Source organism: Herminiimonas sp., assembly GCF_030655415.1.
On record NZ_JAURVN010000014.1, the window covers coordinates 161812 to 183125 of the forward strand.

Annotated in this window: 17 protein-coding genes; 11 read left to right on the plus strand and 6 right to left on the minus strand. The window is 52.0% G+C overall.

Annotated features, from left to right (window positions below):
- The first annotated feature begins 132 nt into the window (after window positions 1-132).
- The 11 genes from Q7T66_RS09870 (at window position 133) to Q7T66_RS09920 (ending at window position 14561) form a co-directional block, all read left to right on the plus strand.
- Window positions 133-2640 carry a heavy metal translocating P-type ATPase gene (locus Q7T66_RS09870; protein ID WP_304933162.1) on the plus strand — a complete coding sequence of 836 codons (2508 nt, stop codon included), beginning with the start codon at window positions 133-135 and terminating at the stop codon, window positions 2638-2640.
- Between the two features lie 53 nt (window positions 2641-2693).
- Window positions 2694-3704 carry a cation diffusion facilitator family transporter gene (locus tag Q7T66_RS09875; protein ID WP_304933163.1) on the plus strand — a complete coding sequence of 337 codons (1011 nt, stop codon included), beginning with the start codon at window positions 2694-2696 and terminating at the stop codon, window positions 3702-3704.
- A gap of 90 nt (window positions 3705-3794) precedes the next feature.
- Window positions 3795-4154 (plus strand): cation efflux protein, CzcI family, encoded by a 360-nt coding sequence (czcI, locus tag Q7T66_RS09880; protein WP_304933164.1) that lies wholly within the window; start codon window positions 3795-3797, stop codon window positions 4152-4154.
- A 105-nt stretch (window positions 4155-4259) separates the two neighbouring features.
- The gene (locus Q7T66_RS09885; RefSeq protein ID WP_304933165.1) at window positions 4260-5546 is read left to right on the plus strand and encodes a TolC family protein; all 1287 of its coding nucleotides are present in this window, start codon (window positions 4260-4262) and stop codon (window positions 5544-5546) included.
- 12 nt (window positions 5547-5558) lie between these two features.
- Window positions 5559-7073, plus strand: coding sequence for an efflux RND transporter periplasmic adaptor subunit (locus tag Q7T66_RS09890; RefSeq protein WP_304933750.1), 1515 nt, complete (start codon window positions 5559-5561; stop codon window positions 7071-7073).
- Window positions 7074-7188: 115 nt separating this feature from the next.
- Window positions 7189-10380, plus strand: coding sequence for an efflux RND transporter permease subunit (locus Q7T66_RS09895; RefSeq protein ID WP_304933166.1), 3192 nt, complete (start codon window positions 7189-7191; stop codon window positions 10378-10380).
- Between the two features lie 209 nt (window positions 10381-10589).
- Complete coding sequence (locus tag Q7T66_RS09900; RefSeq protein WP_304933167.1) at window positions 10590-11168, plus strand: SEC-C metal-binding domain-containing protein; 579 nt, start codon at window positions 10590-10592, stop codon at window positions 11166-11168.
- Between the two features lie 344 nt (window positions 11169-11512).
- Window positions 11513-12232 (plus strand): DUF4198 domain-containing protein, encoded by a 720-nt coding sequence (locus tag Q7T66_RS09905; protein WP_304933168.1) that lies wholly within the window; start codon window positions 11513-11515, stop codon window positions 12230-12232.
- A gap of 33 nt (window positions 12233-12265) precedes the next feature.
- Complete coding sequence (locus tag Q7T66_RS09910; RefSeq protein ID WP_304933169.1) at window positions 12266-12574, plus strand: DUF3649 domain-containing protein; 309 nt, start codon at window positions 12266-12268, stop codon at window positions 12572-12574.
- Window positions 12571-14211, plus strand: a complete 1641-nt coding sequence (locus tag Q7T66_RS09915; protein WP_304933170.1) for a PepSY domain-containing protein — start codon at window positions 12571-12573, stop codon at window positions 14209-14211. Before Q7T66_RS09910 ends, Q7T66_RS09915 begins: the two co-directional genes overlap by 4 nt.
- Complete coding sequence (locus Q7T66_RS09920) at window positions 14208-14561, plus strand: DUF3325 domain-containing protein (RefSeq protein ID WP_304933171.1); 354 nt, start codon at window positions 14208-14210, stop codon at window positions 14559-14561. Before Q7T66_RS09915 ends, Q7T66_RS09920 begins: the two co-directional genes overlap by 4 nt.
- Window positions 14562-14639: 78 nt before the next feature.
- Here the strand turns inward: Q7T66_RS09920 and urtE are convergent, their stop codons facing one another.
- The 6 genes from urtE to Q7T66_RS09950 form a co-directional block, all read right to left on the minus strand.
- Window positions 14640-15338 (minus strand): urea ABC transporter ATP-binding subunit UrtE, encoded by a 699-nt coding sequence (gene urtE / locus Q7T66_RS09925; RefSeq protein WP_304933172.1) that lies wholly within the window; start codon window positions 15336-15338, stop codon window positions 14640-14642.
- Window positions 15339-15345: 7 nt separating this feature from the next.
- Window positions 15346-16164 (minus strand): urea ABC transporter ATP-binding protein UrtD, encoded by an 819-nt coding sequence (gene urtD, locus Q7T66_RS09930; protein ID WP_304933751.1) that lies wholly within the window; start codon window positions 16162-16164, stop codon window positions 15346-15348.
- A 44-nt stretch (window positions 16165-16208) separates the two neighbouring features.
- Window positions 16209-17342 (minus strand): urea ABC transporter permease subunit UrtC, encoded by a 1134-nt coding sequence (gene urtC / locus Q7T66_RS09935; protein WP_304933173.1) that lies wholly within the window; start codon window positions 17340-17342, stop codon window positions 16209-16211.
- Window positions 17339-18940 carry an urea ABC transporter permease subunit UrtB gene (gene urtB, locus Q7T66_RS09940; RefSeq protein ID WP_304933174.1) on the minus strand — a complete coding sequence of 534 codons (1602 nt, stop codon included), beginning with the start codon at window positions 18938-18940 and terminating at the stop codon, window positions 17339-17341. Before urtB ends, urtC begins: the two co-directional genes overlap by 4 nt.
- A gap of 155 nt (window positions 18941-19095) precedes the next feature.
- On the minus strand, window positions 19096-20349 hold the full coding sequence (gene urtA / locus Q7T66_RS09945; RefSeq protein WP_304933175.1) for an urea ABC transporter substrate-binding protein: 1254 nt from the start codon (window positions 20347-20349) through the stop codon (window positions 19096-19098).
- 240 nt (window positions 20350-20589) lie between these two features.
- Window positions 20590-21306: a GntR family transcriptional regulator gene (locus Q7T66_RS09950; RefSeq protein WP_304933176.1), complete on the minus strand. Its 717-nt coding sequence runs from the start codon at window positions 21304-21306 to the stop codon at window positions 20590-20592.
- Window positions 21307-21314 lie beyond the last annotated feature (8 nt).

Consider the following 21314-nt stretch of genomic DNA (forward strand, 5'->3'; position numbering starts at 1 on the left):
AATTAGACGCTATCTTTGACGATGTGCAGTGCCACAAAGACTCTCAAACAATCTTGTTTAACGCTTGACCTTCCAACCATGGTAAGGATTACAGTTCTAACAAAGTCCACACGGACATTGTTGAGGAACGCCATGAATTACTCCAATCAGGATGCAGCATCCAGTCCGGATATTTCGCTCGCTGTAGAGGGCATGAGTTGCGCTTCGTGCGTGGGTAGAGTGGAGCGCGCCTTGAAAGCGGTGCCGGGCGTGCAATCGGCATCGGTCAATCTGGCGACCGAAAAGGCCACCATCCAACTGAACAGTTCCGTTGAACGCTCGGCTTTGGTACTAGCGATACAAAATGCTGGTTATACCGTGCCGCCTGAAAATCCCGTTGAACTCATTATTGAAGGAATGACCTGCGCTTCTTGCGTCGGTCGGGTAGAGCGTGCGTTGTTGGCTGTGCAAGATGTGCAATCTGCAGGGGTGAATCTGGCGACCGAGCGGGCCAGTATTGTTGGCGGCAACGCATTGAACACAGCGGCCTTGATCGCTGCTGTTGAAAAAGCCGGTTACAAGGCCCGCGTGATAGCAGGAAATACTAGCAGCGATGACGCAGCCGCACAGCGACGTGACGAAGAACTCAAAATCTTGCACAAAGATTTGCTGATTGCTGCGCTACTTTCGGCGCCGGTATTTGTGCTCGAAATGGGATCGCATTTGATTCCCGTTATGCACGCGTGGGTCAACGCGACTATCGGCATGCAGACTAGCTGGCTGCTGCAATTCGTTTTAACCAGCATCGTTCTATTTTTTCCTGGCCTCAGGTTTTATCAAAAAGGTTTGCCTGCCTTGTGGCGGCGCGCGCCTGATATGAATTCGCTGGTTGCGGTTGGTACGCTGGCCGCTTACGGCTTTTCATTGGTTGCTACCTTTGCTTCTTCCTGGTTACCTAGCGGCACCATTGCTGTTTACTACGAAGCAGCGGCAGTCATCGTCACATTGATTTTACTTGGACGTTATCTGGAAGCGAAGGCAAAAGGGCGCACGTCGGAAGCGATCAAACGCCTGGTTGGCTTGCAGGCAAAAACAGCGCGCGTACGTCGCGGCCAAACCGTAATCGATATACCGATTGCCGATGTTATCAACGGCGACATTATCGAAATTCGTCCAGGTGAGCGCATTCCTGTAGATGGCGAAGTCATTGAAGGCGCCAGCTTTGTCGATGAATCGATGATCACTGGTGAACCTGTTCCGGTTGAAAAAATATTGAATGCGGCCGTCGTTGGCGGCACCGTCAATCAGACCGGTGCGCTGGCAATCAAGGCGACTGCCGTCGGCGGTGCAACTGTGTTGGCGCAGATCATTCGCATGGTTGAACAGGCACAAGGTTCCAAGTTGCCGATTCAGGCGATGGTTGATCGTGTCACGATGTGGTTCGTGCCCGCGGTGATGGGCTTGGCTACATTGACCTTCCTGATCTGGTTTTTCTTCGGCCCTGATCCTGCGTTGACTTACGGGCTTGTGAATGCGGTTGCCGTGTTGATTATTGCGTGTCCATGCGCGATGGGATTGGCGACGCCGACTTCCATCATGGTGGGAACCGGACGCGGCGCTGAGATGGGCATACTTTTTCGCAAGGGCGAGGCGCTGCAATTATTGAAAGAAGCCAAAGTAGTCGCCGTCGATAAAACCGGCACACTTACCGAAGGCAAACCTGCGCTGACGGATATGACTGTCGCGGACGGTTTTCTGCGCGATGATGTATTGGCGAAAGTCGCCGCAGTCGAAGCCAAATCAGAACATCCGATTGCGCGTGCAATTGTTGCCGCGGCGGAAGCCAGCGGATTGGTATTGCCGACAGTCGCAAGTTTTGAATCCGTCACCGGTTTTGGTGTGCGGGCAACGTTAGTAGAAGGCGGCGTAGAAACACGTATCGAAATCGGTGCCGATCGCTACATGATCAAATTAGGCTTCGATCCATCCGTCTTTGCATCTGTTGCCACGCAACTCGGTGACGATGGAAAGACGCCGTTATATGCTGCGATCGATGGCAAGCTGGCGGCGATCATTTCAGTTGCCGATCCGATCAAGGCGACTACTGCCGATGCAATCCAGGCCTTGCATGCGCTAGGTTTGAAAGTCGTGATGATCACCGGCGACAATCGCAGAACCGGCGAAGCGATCGCGCGCAAGTTGAATATCGATGAAGTGATCGCTGAAGTTTTACCCGACGGAAAAGTCGAAGCCGTCAAACGCCTGAAGCGCGACTATGGACGTCTGGCCTATGTCGGTGACGGTATCAATGACGCACCGGCGCTGGCGCAAGCCGACGTTGGTATGGCGATCGGTACCGGCACCGATGTGGCGATCGAGGCTGCTGATGTCGTGCTGATGTCGGGCAGCTTGCAAGGCGTGCCAAATGCGATCGCTTTGTCGAAAGCAACCATAGGCAATATCCGTCAAAATCTATTCTGGGCATTCGTGTATAACTGCGCGTTGATCCCGGTTGCGGCCGGCGCGCTGTATCCTGTAAATGGATTGCTGCTGTCGCCAGTTTTTGCGGCTGGTGCAATGGCGCTTTCTTCGGTCTTTGTTTTGGGCAATGCATTACGCCTGAAAAAATTCCAGCCGCCGTTGGGCGTGGATAGAAATTAGTACTTCGAATATTTGCAGGCAGTACCAGAGAAATCTATCAAAGGAAATTTGCAGTGAGCAAACCTCATACCGACGCTGATCAACATTCGCATCATGAGCACCATGACCATGATGATCATGACCATACACATGGCCACTCGCATGCCGGCCACGATCATTCCAGCGGCGCGCACAGCCATGCGCCATCGGTAACCGAGGCCAACGAAAAACGTATTCGTATCGTCTTCATCATGACCGCCGGCTACGCCGCAGTACAAGCTGTCGGTGGCTGGATGTCGGGTTCGCTAGCCTTGATAGCGGATGCAGGGCATATGGTTTCTGATGCCGCAGCCTTATTGCTGGCATTGATTGCTTACCGCGTGGCGGCGCGTGCGCCAGATGCATTGCGGACGTATGGTTTCCATCGCGTGCGTGTGTTGGCGGCATTGGCTAATGGCGCTGCACTTTTATTACTGGTTGCATGGATTGCGTGGGAAGCGATTGCGCGTTTTCGTTCGCCGACAGCGGTACTTGCCGGACCGATGCTGATCGTCGCTGTGATTGGGCTGTTCGTAAACTTGGCCGGCGCTTATGTACTCATCCGTGGAAATCAGGGCGACGGCAATTTACGCGGCGCCTTGTTGCATGTGCTGGGCGATCTGTTGGGATCGGTAGGCGCAATCGCCGCTGCCATCGGCATCATGCTGACCGGCTGGACATTGCTTGATCCGATTTTGTCAGTTCTGGTTGCGGTTCTGGTCGTGCGTTCTGCGTGGGGCTTGGTGTCCGATTCGATATTTATTCTCTTGCAGGGAACACCTAAGGGCATGGACATCAAGGCGGTCGAAGCGGACATCGCATCCTTGCCTGGCATTGCTGAAGTAGGGCATTTGCATGCGTGGACGTTGACGGATGAAAGCATCGTGGCGACGGTTCATGTCACACCTGAATCCGGTGCTGATCCACTTGCATTGCCGGCCTTGGTGGTAGCACGCTTGAAGCAACAGCATGCAATTGAACATGCCACTGTGCAGGTTGATCCACCGGGTGGAATTCAAAAACCATGTGCCGATGGAACTTGTTGACCTATTGTTACCGGTATCTCAATCGCGTTGAAAATAAGCAGAGATGCTTTTCAATAGAGTTTTGAAAATGGGATAAAATCCCAAACACTTATGAAACGTCTGCTGATCATTCTCATGTTGATAGTTGTACCGCTCCAGCTTAGCTGGGCAGCGGCTGCAGCCTATTGCGAGCATGAAAGCAATCCAAAGACGGTGCACTTTGGCCATCATGAGCATAAGCATATCGCCAGTGCAGAAGAAATCAAATCGGATGTTTCAAAATCAGCCGCTGCGGTGGATGGCGATTGCACTTCTTGTCATCTTGGCGGTATCGCTATCCTGACCATTCCAGCGTCAAGCTTGGCGTTAGACATTCTTAGTGCACCAGCACTCACCACCGGTAATCCCTTGCTTGCTTCAAGTCGTCCCGCACGACCTGAACGTCCCAAATGGGCAGTCGTCGCTTCCTGATCCGACGCCCGCTCGTTCTATTTTTTCTCTACTTACCATGTAGTTTCTAGCGCAGGTCGTCGGATCCCCTTTGTCTGTTCGTTTTACAAGATCAAGAGGAAATCGATGCACAAGGTCTTATTGCCGTTTTTAATGTCGGCATCCATAGCAATTCCGGTTTGCGCGCAGAATATCGCTTCCCCATCTTCGTATGCAGCTACCGCTACGCAAACTCACGCGGAGCAGGGCGCTTTAGCGTCTCTAACACTTGCGGCCGCATTGGATTTGGCGTTCAACGCCAATCCGGAAATTGCCATCGCACGTCGTGAAGTCGAGGCGACTGCAGGCACGGTGCAGCAAGCAGGTCTGATTCCGAATCCAGAGTTGGAAACCCTGATTGAAGACACTAAACGCGAAACGCGAACGACGACCGTACAAATCAATCAGGCCATCGAATTAGGTGGCAAGCGTGGTGCGCGTATTACCGCAGCGGAACGTGGACGTGATTTTGCGCTGATGGAGCTAAAGGGAAAACAAGCCGATATACGGGCCACTGTGATTGCCGCTTTCTACGATGTCGTGATTGCGCAAGAGCGGCATCGCCTTGCGCAAGCATCTTTTGAGCTGGCGCAACGTGCCACGCTGGGAGCATCCAGACGTGTCATCGCCGGGAAGATTTCGCCAGTAGAAGAAACACGTGCACGCGTCGCTGAATCCGGCGTGCGTATCGAACTTGCGCAAGCCAATAATGAGCTGGAATCGGCGCGACGCAAATTGGCTGCGACCTGGGGCAGCAGCCATCCTCGCTTCGAACGTGTCGAAGATCCGCATGCAGAACTGCCGGCACTAATACCGCTGCCTGAGTTGACTGAACGTCTGCAACATTCGCCTGTTTTACAGCGCGCAAAAATCGAAGTGGAGCGTAGGGCGGCAATGGCTCAAGTCGAACGCTCACGCCAAACTCCCGACGTGATGCTCAGCCTCGGTGCCAAACGTGATGAACAGATGGGGCGCAATCAGGCCGTAATTGGCGTGTCGATTCCATTGCCTGTATTCGATCGCAATCAAGGCAATGTGCTGGAAGCATTACGTCGAACGGATAAAGCGCGTGATGAGTTGCTGGCGACGGAAGTCAATTTGAACATGGAGCTCGGCGACGCACATGGTCGCTTGAGTATCGCGCGCATGGAAACGCAACTGATCAAAAACGAAATCCTGCCAGGAGCGAAACGCAACTACGAAGCCAGCAGCAAAGGCTTTGAATTAGGTAAGTTCAGTTTTCTCGAAGTGCTCGATGCACAGCGAACTTTTTTCCAAGCCGAATCCCAATATTTACGTTCCCTCGCTGAAACCTATCGCGCCGCCGCTGCGATAGATCGTCTGCTGGGCGAACCGTTTTCCGCCATCAAGTAAGCAGAGGCCATGATGAAATTTCAAGCACCTAAAAAACAAAGCACCATCATTATTATTGTCATCGTCGTCGGCCTGTTGTTGGGCGGCTTGATTCTTGGTACAGGTAAAAGCAAGTCCGAAGGCGACGAGCATGGACATGCCGAAACAAAAGATCACACCGATGAAAAAGGTCATGCAGAACCCGAAGTAAAAAAGGGACCGCACGGTGGCAAGTTGTTTAGCAAAGATGATTACGCTGTTGAAGTCACTATTTTTGAACAAGGTGTGGAGCCTGAATTTCGGTTGTACGCGTACAAAAACGGCAAGCAGCTTGATCCAAGTGCCAGCCAAGTCAGCATCACTTTGGGTCGTCTGGGTCGTCCACCGCAGGTATTCACTTTTGTAAAAACAGGTGATTACCTGAAAGGCAATGCGGTCGTTGAAGAACCGCATTCGTTCACTGTCAACATCAATGCAAAGTACGACGACAAACCTTATCAATTCTCTTACTCGCAAGAAGAGGCAAGGGTAGCGATGAGCGACGAACAGTTGAAACAGAATAGCGTGCAGATACTGACTGCTGGCCCGGCGCGTATCCAAAGCAGTCTGCAATTGATAGGTGAAATTCGTTTGAATGACGATCGCACTGTGTATGTCGTGCCGCGTCTGGCCGGCATTGTGGAATCGGTGCGTGCGAATGCCGGTGATCAGGTTCGCAAAGGTCAGGTACTCGCTGTTATTTCAAGCCCGTCACTGTCGGATCAACGCAGTGAATTATTGTCTGCACAAAAACGCTTGGCCTTGGCGCGTACAACTTACGAGCGCGAAAAAATGCTGTGGGAAGAAAAAATTTCTGCCGAACAGGATTATCTGCAAGCTCGCGCCGCCATGCAGGAAGCGCAAATCATGGCGCAGAGTGCACAGCAAAAACTCGCCGCATTGGGTGCGTCACCAGCATCTTCCAACCTGACGCAATATGAAATCCGCTCGCCTATCGATGGCGTGATTACCGACAAGCGCATCTCTATCGGCTCGGTTACCAAAGAAGACGCCAACATCTTCGTCATCTCGGATTTGTCTACCGTATGGGTCGATCTGACTGTGCGTGCCGAGGACATCAATGTCTTGAAAACCGGACAAAAAGGCACAGTCAAATCCAGTGCTTTCGATGCACAAGATGCAGGAACAGTTTCGTATATCGGTGCATTGGTCGGCGAACAAACACGCAGCGCCAAGGCGCGATTGGTGCTGGCCAATCCAAAAGGAATTTGGCGTCCTGGCTTACCGGTCAATGTGGATTTGGTCGCTGGCGAAGTTGACGTACCGGTTGCCGTATCGGCCGATGCAATTCAAACAGTACGCGACTGGAGCGTCGTATTTGGTCGCTATGACCAACAGCTGGAAGCGCGTCCTTTGGAACTCGGACGCAGCGATGGCAAGTTTGTTGAAGTACTCAAGGGATTGAATGCCGGCGAAAAATATGCCGGCACCAATAGTTTTCTCATCAAGGCAGAACTTGGCAAGGCCAGTGCCAGCCACGACCATTAAGGCGATCGTCATGAAAAAAATGATCGTCGCGGAGCTAGCGTATGCGCTAGATCCAGCCTTGCGTGGCATGCGTTATTTGCCTCGCATTTGCTTTGCCATGGATTGAGGAAAAAACATGTTTGAGAAAATTATTCGTTTTGCGATAGAACAGCGCTGGCTGATCATGTTGATGACTGCCGGCATGGCGGCGCTCGGTATCTATAACTATCAAAAGCTGCCTATCGATGCAGTGCCTGACATCACCAATGTGCAGGTGCAGGTCAACACCAGCGCGCCCGGTTATTCGCCGCTGGAATCAGAGCAGCGCATTACGTTTCCAATTGAAACGGTGATGGCAGGCCTGCCGTTTCTGGAGCAGACCCGATCGATATCGCGTTACGGCTTGTCGCAGGTCACTGTGATTTTCAAGGAAGGCACCAATATTTATTTTGCGCGGCAGCTCGTCAACGAACGCATACAGGAAGCCAAAGAAAAATTGCCGTCCGGTCTTGCACCCAGCATGGGGCCGATTTCTACCGGCCTCGGTGAAATTTACATGTGGACAGTTGAAGCTAAACCAGGTGCGTTGAAAACGGACGGCAAGCCTTACACGCCTACCGATCTGCGCGAAATTCAAGACTGGATCATCAAGCCGCAATTACGCAATGTGCCGGGTGTAACCGAGATCAATACGATAGGTGGCAATGCCAAGGAATTCCAGGTTGCACCTTTCCCGGAAAAATTGATCGCGCATGGTCTGTCGCTGGACGACTTGATCAACGCGCTAGAGCGCAACAACAGCAATGTCGGCGCTGGCTATATCGAGAAGCGCGGCGAGCAATATTTGATACGCGCACCGGGACAAGTGGCGAACATCGAAGATATCGGCAACATTGTGATCAGCACTCGCCAGGGCGTACCTTTGCGGATACGCGATGTCGCTGATGTTGTGATTGGCAGTGAGCTACGCACGGGTGCTGCGACCGAGAATGGCAAAGAGGTCGTGCTCGGAACGGTATTCATGCTGATCGGTGAAAACAGCCGCGCCGTATCAGCCGCCGTCCACAAGAAAATGCAAGAGATCAATCGCAGCCTGCCGAACGGCATCATCGCCGACACGGTGTACGACAGAACCGTGCTGGTCGATAAAGCGATCGCGACCGTCAAAAAGAATTTGATCGAAGGCGCGCTGCTGGTGATTGCGATTCTGTTTCTATTCCTCGGCAATATTCGTGCAGCGATTATCACCGCGATGGTGATTCCATTGGCAATGTTGTTCACTTTTACCGGCATGGTCAGCAATAAAGTCAGTGCCAATCTGATGAGTCTGGGCGCGCTGGATTTCGGCATCATTATCGATGGCGCAGTGGTGATTGTTGAAAACTGCATACGACGTTTGGCGCATGCACGTGCACTTGCCGGACGTGCATTGACGCGCACTGAGCGGTTTCATGAAGTGTTCGCTGCTTCGAAGGAAGCGCGTAGGCCGTTGATCTTCGGTCAGTTGATCATCATGGTGGTGTACCTGCCTATCTTCGCGCTTTCCGGCGTAGAAGGAAAAATGTTCCACCCTATGGCCTTCACGGTGGTGATTGCGTTGATAGGCGCGATGATACTGTCGCTGACGTTTATTCCTGCTGCAGTTGCCTTGCTGATCGGCGACAACGTCAGCGAAAAAGAAAATCGCCTGATGGCGTGGTCCAAGCGTCGTTACGAACCGATGTTGAATTGGGCGATGATCAGCAAGCCACTGGTGCTGACTATTGTCGGTGTTGTCATCGTATTGAGCGGTTTGCTGATGACGCGCATGGGCAGTGAATTTATCCCCAGCCTGAATGAGGGAGATATCGCTTTGCATGCCTTGCGAATACCTGGAACCAGTTTGACGCAGGCGATAGAAATGCAAACTGAACTGGAACGTAACATCAGGAATTTTCCTGAAGTTAGTCGCGTTTTTGCGAAACTCGGTACGGCGGAAATCGCCACAGATCCGATGCCGCCGAATGTGGCAGATACCTTCGTCATCCTCAAGCCGGAATCGGAATGGCCAAAACCGAAGCGCAGCAAAGCAGAACTTGTCGCCGCGATGCAGGACGCGGTGGCCAAAGTCCCAGGCAACAATTACGAATTCACGCAGCCGATACAAATGCGCTTCAATGAATTGATCTCGGGTGTGCGCAGCGACGTTGCGGTCAAAGTATTCGGCGACGATATGGATGCGATGAATGTCACGGCCGATCAAATCTCCGATGTGCTGTCCGGCGTATCCGGTGTGGCCGACGTAAAAGTCGAGCAAACCACCGGCTTGCCGATGCTTACTGTTAAGATCGATAGAGAAAGAGTCGCGCGCTTGGGTGTCAATGTCAGCGAAGTGCAGGAAGCTCTAGCTATCGCAGTCGGCGGGCGTGAAGCCGGTGTTCTGTTTGAAGGCGATAGGCGCTTCGACATCATCGTGCGCTTGCCGGAAATTCTGCGTAACGATATAGAAGCCATCAAGAAAATTCCCATCCGCTTACCTGCAGCTAATGGCGTTGGATCGAATGCCGCCGCTTACACACAACTCGGCGACGTCGCCACGCTGACATTGGCGCCAGGTCCGAATCAGATCAGTCGCGAAAACGGCAAGCGTCTGGTGATTGTCACCGCCAATGTAAGAGGGCGCGACATCGGTTCTTTCGTCACCGAGGCGCAGCAAAAAGTACAACAGATGGTCAAGATACCGACCGGTTACTGGATCAATTGGGGCGGCACGTTTGAACAACTGCAGTCCGCAACAGAACGTTTGAAAATCGTCGTGCCTCTGGCATTGCTGCTAGTTTTTCTGCTGCTGTTTGCGATGTTTGGCAACCTGAAGGATGGCTTGCTGGTTTTCACCGGCGTGCCGTTCGCATTGACTGGCGGGATTGCAGCGCTGTGGTTGCGCGATATTCCCTTGTCGATTTCTGCCGGGGTTGGATTCATCGCGTTGTCAGGTGTTGCGGTGCTGAATGGGCTGGTGATGATTTCTTTCATACGCAGTCTGCGGGAAGAAGGGCGCTCACTCGATGTCGCAATTCACGAAGGAGCATTGACGCGCTTGCGGCCAGTGTTGATGACGGCCTTGGTTGCATCGTTGGGTTTTTTGCCTATGGCATTGGCGACCGGAACAGGCGCGGAAGTGCAGCGGCCATTAGCGACCGTTGTGATAGGCGGCATCCTGTCGTCAACGCTGCTGACCTTGCTTGTTCTGCCTGTGCTTTATCAACTCGCGCACCGACGCGATGAAGAAGCGGATGAGCGTGTTCATGGTGCTGATTCGTGGATATCACGTCTGGCATTCTGGAAGTAACAACAGTCATGCGGCAATAATGCAGGAGCACGCGCAGTAATGGCGGGGGAATGGCATAATCTGGGGCTAGCCGAATTCCGTTTTGCTATAGCTAATTTATAGTTCGCAGCATTGTCAAAACGGATCGCAATTGTCGCGTCCAACCAGAGGCGAGCGTCTTAGAGATTTTTTGCAATCGTCCCGCCAGTGCGTGAAAGGCAGTTCCAGAATTGAAGCCGAGTAGAAATGATCCTTGCCCTTGCGGCAGCGGCAATAAGTATAAAAAATGCTGCGGTCAGGTCATCCAGATTGCACCAGTGCGTCCTCCGGCGCGCGCCAGCAATGTCCACCGTGAATGTGGCGATTGCACGGCGTGCTGCGACGGCTGGTTGAAATCAACTATCTACGGACATGAAATGCGGCCAGGAGTGCGTTGCCATTTTGTACAAGATGGCGGCTGCACGATTTATGAAACACGTCCAGAATCACCGTGCCGCCAGTTTGAATGCGGTTGGGTCGATCCGGAAAGTCCGTTTCCTGATTCTTTCAAGCCAACCAAACTCGGCGTCATTATCGTCAAAACGACTTGGCGCGGACAGCCGGCTTATCGTTTGGCAAACGCAGGGCGTGACCTGACGGTTTCCGAACTGGATTGGATGATGAACTTCAGCCGTCAAACGAATCGTCCGTTTTTCTATGAGCAGCGTGGCGAGACGGTGGGTTACGGACCGGCCGCTTTTCTGGAAGACATGCAATACAAGAATGCACGCGGCATTCCCTTGTTCGAATCGCATTCAGCTGCGCGCTAAATCTGCTTCTCCTTAAACGAGGGGCAATTATTGTTGCTCCTCGTTTTATCTGCTTCAAACTTGACCAAATAGTGATGTGCAATAGGCGAGCGGGGCATGTTTTTCCTCGCCTATTTTCTCTACGCATCAATTTAGTCTTGGCAATTTCTTATTATTTTTCTCCCTCTGCATTTTTCTAGCAAATTTCCCTGAGTGGTGCATTTGTAAAGCTTCATCTATTGGTTGCTGAAGTTGCCATTTCTCATTAAAATGCTAACGATAATTATTCTCATTGGCGTTTGCGGCTTTGTTGCAGCGTTAATGGCACCCCGATTTTTCCATTCACACAGAGAAGGAAGTCCGCGATGAAATTACGTTTAGTCCTGTTGCCTTTGGTATCCGCATTGATGTTCACCGGCGCAGCAAACGCGCATCAAATCTGGTTGGAGCAAACGTCGAAAGCGGCGAATCTGTACTTTGGTGAATTCGGCGAAAACCTGCGTGAAGCATCGCCAGGCCTGCTGGACAAATTCGTCAAGCCAAGCGCGATCTTGTCAGGCGCAAAAGGCGATCAAGCTTTGACGCTGAACAAAGAAGCTGGCTCATTTGTATTGTCTGCACGCGCAGGCAAGAACGAAAGCATCACCGCTGAAGAAGCAAACTATCCAGGCTTCGAAAAGAAAACCGGCGAAACCGTGGTCCGCAGCATCTGGACTCCAGCGGCGCGTCTCGTTACTTCAGATACAGTACAAGCACCAAAGTTGACATTGGATCTGGTTCCTAGCGGCAAACCAGGTGAGTTCAAGGTCTACTACAAAGGCCAACCATTGCCAAAAGCAAAAGTCGGCATCGTCGTGCAATCGGGCTGGAGCAAGGAAGCAACTTCCGATGACCAGGGCGCAGTTAAATTCGATCTGCCATGGCAAGGTACTTACATTCTCGAAGTGCATCACACAGACAAAACAGCTGGTGAGCGCGACGGCAAACCATACGATGTCGCCAGCTTCGTGACGACTTTGTCACTGGCGCAAGCGAAAGGCATCAAGCCAGTACCAGCGGGCCCAGCGGCTACGCCAAACAAATAAGCATCAAAAATACACAAGCGACGAACAAGCAAAATGAGTGGTTCAAGAGTGATGAAACTGAATGAAGATGTGCGGTATCGCCTGGGTGTCGCTTCACGGGCGATTGCCGCCATTGTTGGCGGATATGCATTAGCGGCAGCATCAACTGCCGTGTTGTCACTGGTGTTGCCTTTGCCGCGTGTAGACGCGGTCATGACGGCCACCTTGTTGTCGTTTACCGTTTATACCTGTGCGGCGATTTGGGTTTTTGCAGCGCGCGATGCGTTGCGAGCCTGGCTCGGCATAGGCGTGCCCACAGTAGTGATGGGCTTGGGATTGTGGTTGCTTCGGAGTGCAGCATGAAAGAAGGATTTCGCCAGTCTATGGCATGGATGCACACTTGGTCAGGTTTGCTGGTGTGCTGGGTATTATTTTTGGTGTTCACTGCTGGTACTGCGTCGTACTTCCGCGATGAGATTTCGCTGTGGATGAAACCGGAGTTGCATGCTGCTGCACTGACGCCAGTATCGAATGCGGTGGCGGCACAAAACGCAGTCCGCATGTTGGAAAAAGAAGGTGCCAAGTCACCGCGCTGGTTTATCACGATGCCAAACGAGCGCAATCCGGCTCTGACTGTTGGCTGGACCAGCCCACCGGTTAAAGGTGAAAAAGGCCGCGGCAAATTCAATAACGCACAGCTTAATCCGGCGACCGGCGAACGTCTTGCAGAAGTGCGCGAAACACGCGGTGGCGACTTTATCTATCGTCTGCATTACGACTTGCATTACATGCCGGCGAAATGGGCACGCTGGATTATTGGCTTCTGCGCGATGTTCATGCTGGTGGCGATTGTCAGTGGCGTGATTACGCACAAACGTATTTTCAAGGACTTCTTCACCTTCCGTCCGAAGAAGGGACAACGGTCATGGCTGGATGCGCATAACGCAGTCGCGGTTCTGGCATTGCCGTATCACTTGATGATTACGTATTCCGGTCTTGTGACATTGATGTTTATGTACATGCCGTTTGGTGCGCAAGTCGCCTACAACGGGGATGAGAAAACCTTCCTTGCTGAGTCCTTCCGTCAGGCCGAAGTTAAAAAGCCGGCGCGTGAAGCAGCACCATTAGTGGCGCTTGAGCCATTGATGGCACAAGCAGAAAAACACTGGAATGGCGGACAAGTTGGCCGTCTCACTATCAACAATCCTGGCGATGCGAATGCAACGATCCAGATCACACGTGGTGGTGAAACCAAGCTGTCGAACCTGCGTCAGTCCATGCAGTTCGACGGCGTCAGCGGCAACCTGATTTCAACCATGGGTGATGAGGCCAGCGGCGCTGCAGAAACTCGAGGCGTGCTGTACGGTTTGCACGTTGCTGATTTTGCCAATCCATTGTTGCGCACCTTGTTCTTCCTGTGCGGCTTTGCCGGCTGTGCAATGGTCGCCACTGGTGCCTTGTTATGGGCAGTCAAAACGCGCCAGGGTTATGCCAAAGCGCTGGCCAAAGGAGGGCGCATCGGCTTCGGTTTGCGTCTGGTCGATGGCTTGAACATAGGCGCGATTGCCGGTTTGCCGATTGCACTGGCAAGTTATTTCTGGGCGAATCGCTTGATCGAAGTCGGTATTGAAAAACGTACTGAAGCGGAAATCAGCTGGTTCTTTATTGCATGGGGCATCGCCGCCATCCTTGCGCACATTCGTCCAAATCGTCGCATGTGGCAATTCCAATTGTTCGTTGGCGGCGTCTTGTTTGCGTTGATCCCGGTATTGAATGTCTTTACGACCAATTCACATTTGGGCGTTACCCTGTTCCAGGGTAAAGGCCCAGTCGCGGTTGCTGGTTTCGATTTTTTCGTGCTTGGCTTTGGTCTGCTGTTGATCTATGCAGCGAAAAGACTGGCACCGAAAAAAGTCGCGCTTAAGTTGAACGCGAAAGACAAGGCGATTGAAATCAAACACAAAGATGGCGACCACTCGTCGCTGCGGGAGGCAACATGACCGCATTTGGTGTGATCTCTGGACTGGCCTTCGCCTATGCAGGTTGGACCGCGCTGAGCATAGGCATGGATAGGCATTATTCGGATATCCACGGCCGCGGCAAAGAGCCGGATCAACGCACGCGCAATCAATGTCGTTTGCTGGGCACGCTGGGCTTGCTCGCTACCTTTGCCGTCAGCGTCAAGCTGCAAGGTTGGACGGTAGGCGCAGTGCTCTGTCTCGGGATCATGACTGCCGGTGCATTGTTGCTGGTGTTACTGCTAACCTACGCACCGCATCGCGCGATCAAATTTGGCAAAGTGGCTGCGTTGCTTTCCGTCATGTTTGGAATGTTGTGGTTGTCTGCTTGAGTGTAAACAAATCTGTATAAATTTAAAAAGCCGTGGAAGAGAGTGATCTCTTCCACGGCTTTTTTATAAGATAGCTTTTTATACGGCCAGATGTCGCTTCACACTTTCGTCATCCATTTGATCTGCGGTGCCGGATGCGACCACTTCGCCGCGCGACATCACGATAAAGTTATCGGCCAGCTCACGTGCGAAATCGAAATACTGTTCGCACAATAAAATCCCGATATCGCCGCGCTCGCGTAACAAGCTGATAACGCGGCCGATATCTTTGATGATGGATGGTTGTATGCCTTCTGTAGGTTCATCCAGAATGATCAGTTTCGGATCTGCCAGTAGCGCACGTGCAATCGCCAATTGTTGTTGCTGACCGCCGGATAAATCGCCGCCACGTCTATGCAGCATTTCTTTTAAAACCGGGAACAGTTCATATACTTCGCCACGTATCGTCGAAGCCTTGCGACCGGATTTGGTTGCCATCCCCATCAACAGATTTTCTTCAACCGTCAGGCGTGCAAAAATTTCGCGACCTTGCGGCACATAAGCGATGCCGAGTTGTGCGCGTTGATGCGGTTTCAGCTTGGTGATGTCGCGGCCTTCCAGCGATACATTGCCGGCGGCGGTTGGCAAGACGCCCATCAGGCATTTCAGTAGAGTGGTTTTACCCACACCGTTGCGGCCCAAGAGCGTCAGGCATTTGCCTTTTTCCAGTGACAGCGAGACGCCACGCAAAGTATGCGCTGCGCCGTAATATTGATTTAGTTGATCGACTTGCAGCATGATTTTCCTATCGTCCCAGATACACTTCAATCACGCGTTCATCCGCTTGCACCTGCTGCATGGTTCCTTGTGCGAGTACCGAACCTTCGTGCAGCACGGTGACTTTGCCGCCTTGCGAAATCTCTTCGACGAAGCCCATATCGTGTTCAACCACCATGATCGAATGCTTGCCGCGTAATTCGTTCAATAGTTCTGCGGTGCGTGCGGTTTCTGCGTCGGACATACCGGCGACTGGTTCATCCAGAAGCAATAATTGCGGCTCTTGCATCAAGAGCATGCCGATTTCCAGCCATTGTTTTTGTCCATGAGATAGCAGGCCAGCAGGTCTATGTTCGCTGCCGTTCAGGCGGATCAACTTCAGGATTTCTTCGATCTTGCCTATCTGTTCGGAATTCAAACGCGCAAACAAAGTTGTCTTGACGCGTTTGTCCATCTTCATCGCGAGCTCAAGATTTTCGAAGACGGTGTGTTGCTCGAATACGGTCGGACGCTGAAACTTACGGCCTATGCCGGCATGGGCAATTTCGTATTCCGTCATCTTGGTCAGGTCGATACTCTGACCGAAAAAGACGGTGCCGGAAGTAGGGCGCGTCTTGCCGGTGATGACATCCATCATCGTGGTTTTTCCAGCGCCGTTCGGGCCGATGATGCAGCGCAGTTCGCCGACCGAAATATCCAGATTCAACTTGTTGATCGCCTTGAAGCCATCGAAGGAAACAGTGATGTCCTCCAGATACAGAATCGCACCGTGTGCGGTATCTACGCCTTCCGGCTTGATGCGGCCGTAGCTAACATCGCCTTCGCCTAGCTCGTTGTCTTCGATCATGTGACCGGAGTGATCGATAGGTCGCATGACCTTGTTGATGTTGCTCATGCTGCCTCCTCGGTTTTAGCACGCTTCTTGAATTTCTTCGCCAGGCCCAGAATGCCTTGTGGCATGAACAGCGTGACCAGGATGAAAATCAGACCCAATGCAAACAACCACAGGTCAGGGAAAGCGGCAGTGAACCAGCTCTTTAAACCGTTGACGGTGAAAGCCCCAATGATCGGGCCGATCAAGGAACCGCGACCACCGACCGCAGCCCAGATCACCATTTCAATTGAGTTGGCTGGCGACATTTCGGACGGATTGATGATGCCGACTTGCGGCACGTACAAGGCACCGGCGATACCGCACAACACCGCCGACAAAGTCCAGACGAAAAGCTTAAACCACAAAGGGTTGTAGCCGATGAACATCAGACGCGATTCGGAATCGCGCACACCTTGTAATACACGACCGAGTTTTGAAGTAACGATAGCGCGGCACAGGAATAGAGCGCCCAGCAAAAAGAGCAATGTCACCATATATAGCGCAGCCTTGGTCGATGGATCTGTGATCGTAAATCCGAGTATGCGTTTGAAATCGGTGAAGCCATTATTGCCGCCGAATCCAGTGTCGTTGCGGAAGAACAGCAACATGAATGCGAAGGTCATGGCTTGCGTGATGATCGAAAAATACACACCCTTGATGCGCGAGCGGAAAGCGAAGTAGCCGAAGACAAAAGCCAAAATGCCAGGCACCAAAACCACCAGCAGCATCGCGAACCAGAAGTGCTCCGTCATCCACCAGTACCATGGATATTCCTTCCAGTTCAGGAACACCATGAAGTCCGGCAAATTGCTTTGGTACACGCCATCGCGTCCAATGGAACGCATCAAATACATGCCATGCGCATAGCCACCTAGCGCGAAGAACACACCGTGACCCAGCGACAAAATGCCGGTGTAACCCCACACCAGATCAAGCGCCAGTGCCGCCATCGCGTAACACATGAACTTGCCGATCAGCGCAATCGTGTAGCTGGAAATATGCAGCGCATGACCGTCAGGGAAGATCAGATTCAATAAAGGTAATGCTGCAAGAACGACTGCGCAAAACACAATCCCTATCCAGGCTGGACGAGAGAAGAGGGCTGGTTTTGCGGCCAAACTCAAAGGGGCGTTTGGATTCGAGGTACTCATTCGACGCTCCTGCCTTTCAGCGCAAACAGGCCTTGCGGGCGCTTCTGAATAAAGATGATGATGAAGACGAGAATGGCGATTTTTGCCATTACTGCACCGGCGACAGGTTCCAGAAATTTATTCACTTCGCCCAGGCCGAATGCGGCAATCACGGTACCCGCCAAATTGCCTACGCCGCCGAGCACCACCACCATAAATGAATCAACGATGTAACCCTGACCAAGATCGGGACCGACATTGCCTAGCTGCGACAGTGCGACGCCACCCAGTCCGGCGATACCGCAACCAAGTCCGAAAGTCATCATGTCTATTTTGCCGGTCGATACGCCGACGCAATCTGCCATGCGGCGATTCTGCGTGACTGCACGGACAAACAAGCCGAGTCGCGTTTTATTGAGGATGAGCCACACAGCCAGTACGACAAACAATGCGAAGAAAATAATCACGATGCGGTTATAAGACAGCACCAAAGATCCAAGCACCGTGACGCCGCCCGACATCCAGGACGGATTCGCGACTTCGACGTTTTGCGCACCGAAAATAGTCCGCACGGTTTGCATCAACATCAAGCTGATACCCCAGGTACACAACAAGGTTTCCAGTGGACGACCATACAACCAGCGTATGACGAGTCGTTCCAGCATAATGCCGACCAAACCAGTCACGATGAACGCGGCTGGCAATGCCACAAGAAGATATGCATCGATGGCGCCGGGGAAATAGTTGCGGAACAGCAGTTGGCATAAATAGGTTGTATAGGCGCCTATCATCAACATCTCGCCATGCGCCATGTAGATGATGCCCAACAAGCCGAAGGTGATGGCCAGTCCCAAGGCTGCCAACAACAAGACGCTGCCTAGAGAGATACCGTAGAACAGTTTGCCGACGAATTCGGTAATTGTCAGATGACGATTCAATGCGGTCAGCGTGCGCACGACTTCGATGCGAACTGCTTCGCTAGGCTCGTTGTAAGTGCCGTCAGGATTTTTCACCAGCATTTGTTCCAGCACCGACTTCAGGTTGGCGTTGGTGGTGCTCGCCAATGTTTTGACCGCAGCGCGGCGCTGATCGGCATCGGGCGATTGCAGGTTGGCAGTGGCGACGACTTGCAACAGGATCTGCTTGATCTCTTCGTCTTTTTCTTTTTCCAGCGCCTTGTTGATCAGGGGAATTTGTGCCGGATCGGCACCTTTGAGTAATTCATTCGCTGCGATCTTGCGAGCATTGCGATCGTCGGAAAACAATTTCAAGCCGGACAATGCCGCTTGCACTACACCGCGCAAACGATTGTTGACGCTGATACCTTCTGCATCATCGGGTGCTGGCGCGGTCTTGCCTGTCGCAGGATTGTAGGCATCGGTGTCTTCGATGATCAGCACGTCGCCGGCCGGCGTCGCGTACAAGGTATCGGTATCGAGCGCAGTCAATATCTTGCGCGCATCGTCGTCGACCAGCGCTGCAATTTGAATGACCGCTGCTATGCGTGCGTCAGGATCGTCGCCTGCGAGAGGCTTGAGCAAAGTCGCGTCGATCGCAGCCTGCGCATGTACGCAAGCGGCTAACAACACGACTGCAAATAATTTTGGAAGAAGTTTCATGGTCTTTTCAATAGCCGGCAAAACATGTGGAAAGTCTTGCGGGTGAAACTGGAAATCTGCTTCTCTAATCTGTCGGACATCTGCGCCGGATCGATACTTGATCCGGCGCATTGCCACGTTTCTTGCTATATCAATTTACTTTTCAAACCTGCTGCTTACATCTTTTGCTTGCCTTCGTTGCCCGGGATGTATGGGCTCCAAGGTTGGGCGCGGATGGTGGTTTTGGTTTTGTTGACAACGTTGAACTGACCGTCAGCCTTGATTTCGCCGATCATGACTGGCTTGTGCAAGTGATGATTGGTTGCGTCCATGGTCAACGTGTAGCCGGATGGAGCCTTGAAGGTTTGGCCAGCCATTGCTGCGATGACTTTGTCGGTATCGGTGGACTTGGCTTTTTCTACAGCCTGTTTCCACATGTACAAACCAACGTAAGTTGCTTCCATCGGATCGTTGGTCACGACTGTGTTCGCGTTAGGTAATTTCTTCGCGACTGCATAGGCTTTCCATTTTTTGATGAAGGCAGCGTTCACAGGATTCTTGACGGATTCAAAGTAGTTCCATGCAGCCAGATGACCAACCAATGGTTTGGTATCCACGCCGCGCAGTTCTTCTTCACCGACCGAGAATGCAACGACAGGGACGTCGGTTGCTTTCAAGCCTGCATTACCGAGCTCTTTGTAAAACGGTACGTTGGAATCGCCATTGATGGTCGAGATCACCGCTGTCTTGCCGCCGGCTGCAAACTTTTTGATGTTGGCAACGATGGTTTGATAATCGGAGTGACCGAACGGTGTATAGACTTCGCTGATGTCGCTGTCTTTGACGCCTTTGCTATTCAGGAATGAGCGCAGGATTTTGTTGGTAGTACGTGGATAGACATAATCGGTGCCGAGCAGGACGAAACGCTTGGCGCCGCCGCCTTCTTTCGACATCAGGTATTCAGTTGCAGGAATCGCTTGCTGATTCGGTGCTGCACCAGTGTAGAACACGTTTTTCTCGAGTTCTTCACCTTCATATTGCACAGGATAGAACAGCAGGCTGTTGAGTTCCTTGAAGACCGGTAAAACTGATTTGCGCGAAACCGAAGTCCAGCAACCGAACACGACCGATACCTTGTCTTGCGAAATCAGTTGACGTGCTTTCTCTGCAAACAATGGCCAGTTCGATGCTGGATCGACGATCACTGGTTCCAGTTTTTTACCCATCACGCCGCCATTGGCATTGATCTCTTCGATCGTCATCAGTGCGACGTCTTTGAGCGAAGTTTCGGAAATGGCCATCGTGCCCGACAAGGAATGCAAAATGCCGACCTTGATCGTATCCGCAGCAAATGCAGCCGGGAGCCAGGATGATGCGCAGAATGCAAATGCGCCTAACGCTGTTGCTTTTAATAGTGTGCGACGTGACATTTTGGTGAGCTCCTAAAGTGAATGAAGAAAATCAATACCGAAGACAAAGAAATAAACAATGCAACAACACAGAAAACAGCACGGACAACAGCAACAAGAAAACAAACTTCTGATTCAAATCTTTAATTCAGTTTCCAACTCAAATCCCTACGAAATTTCTTGTTCAAACAACAGCAAATTTCAGGCCATGCAATTGTTCGTTAAACACCTGCAGACAATTGATGCAAACACGGAAAATAATCATGCTTCCTCCCGACTGCCATAACGTTCACGTGCGGTCTGTAACATGAACAATGTGATGCGCTTCACTTCGGCCTGGCTTTCGGCAATGTGACCGCAAATCATTTTTTGTGCGCCGGCAACATCCTTGTCGAAAATCTTTTTCAGAATTTCTGCATGTTCGCGATAGGTCGCTTCGATGCGCGGCGCTTTGGTGAAGTCGAGGCGGCGAATGATGCGTATGCGCTCGGTGACGTCTTGATGGATGCGGACCATTTCATCATTGCCGACGGCAGAAACGAGTCGTGCGTGGAAGGCTTCATCCAGTGCGGCTACGGTGGTCGGGTCTGTCAGATATTCTTCTTCCGGAATCAGCCAGATTTCGCGCAAGGTAGCTAGGCGCTCGGTGAGGTCTAGTTCCACCAGTTTGGCGATGGCATTGGTTTCCATCATGATGCGGATTTCGTACAAGTCTTCGAAGTACTTGAAGTCAAAGGCGCGCACTTGCCAGCCACTGCGAAAATTCACATCAACGTAGCCTTCACGCTGCAACCAGAACAAGGCTTGCCGTACAGGAGTACGACTGACTTGCATGCGGGTTGCGATATCGCCTTCACTGAATTTATCGCTAGGTAGCAAACGGAAATCGAAGATATCCGCTTTCAGTTGCGTATAAATCTGGATCGCCAGATTGTTCGCATTTCTTCCGGAAGAGGGCGGCGCTTTCAAATCGAGCATGATGGTTC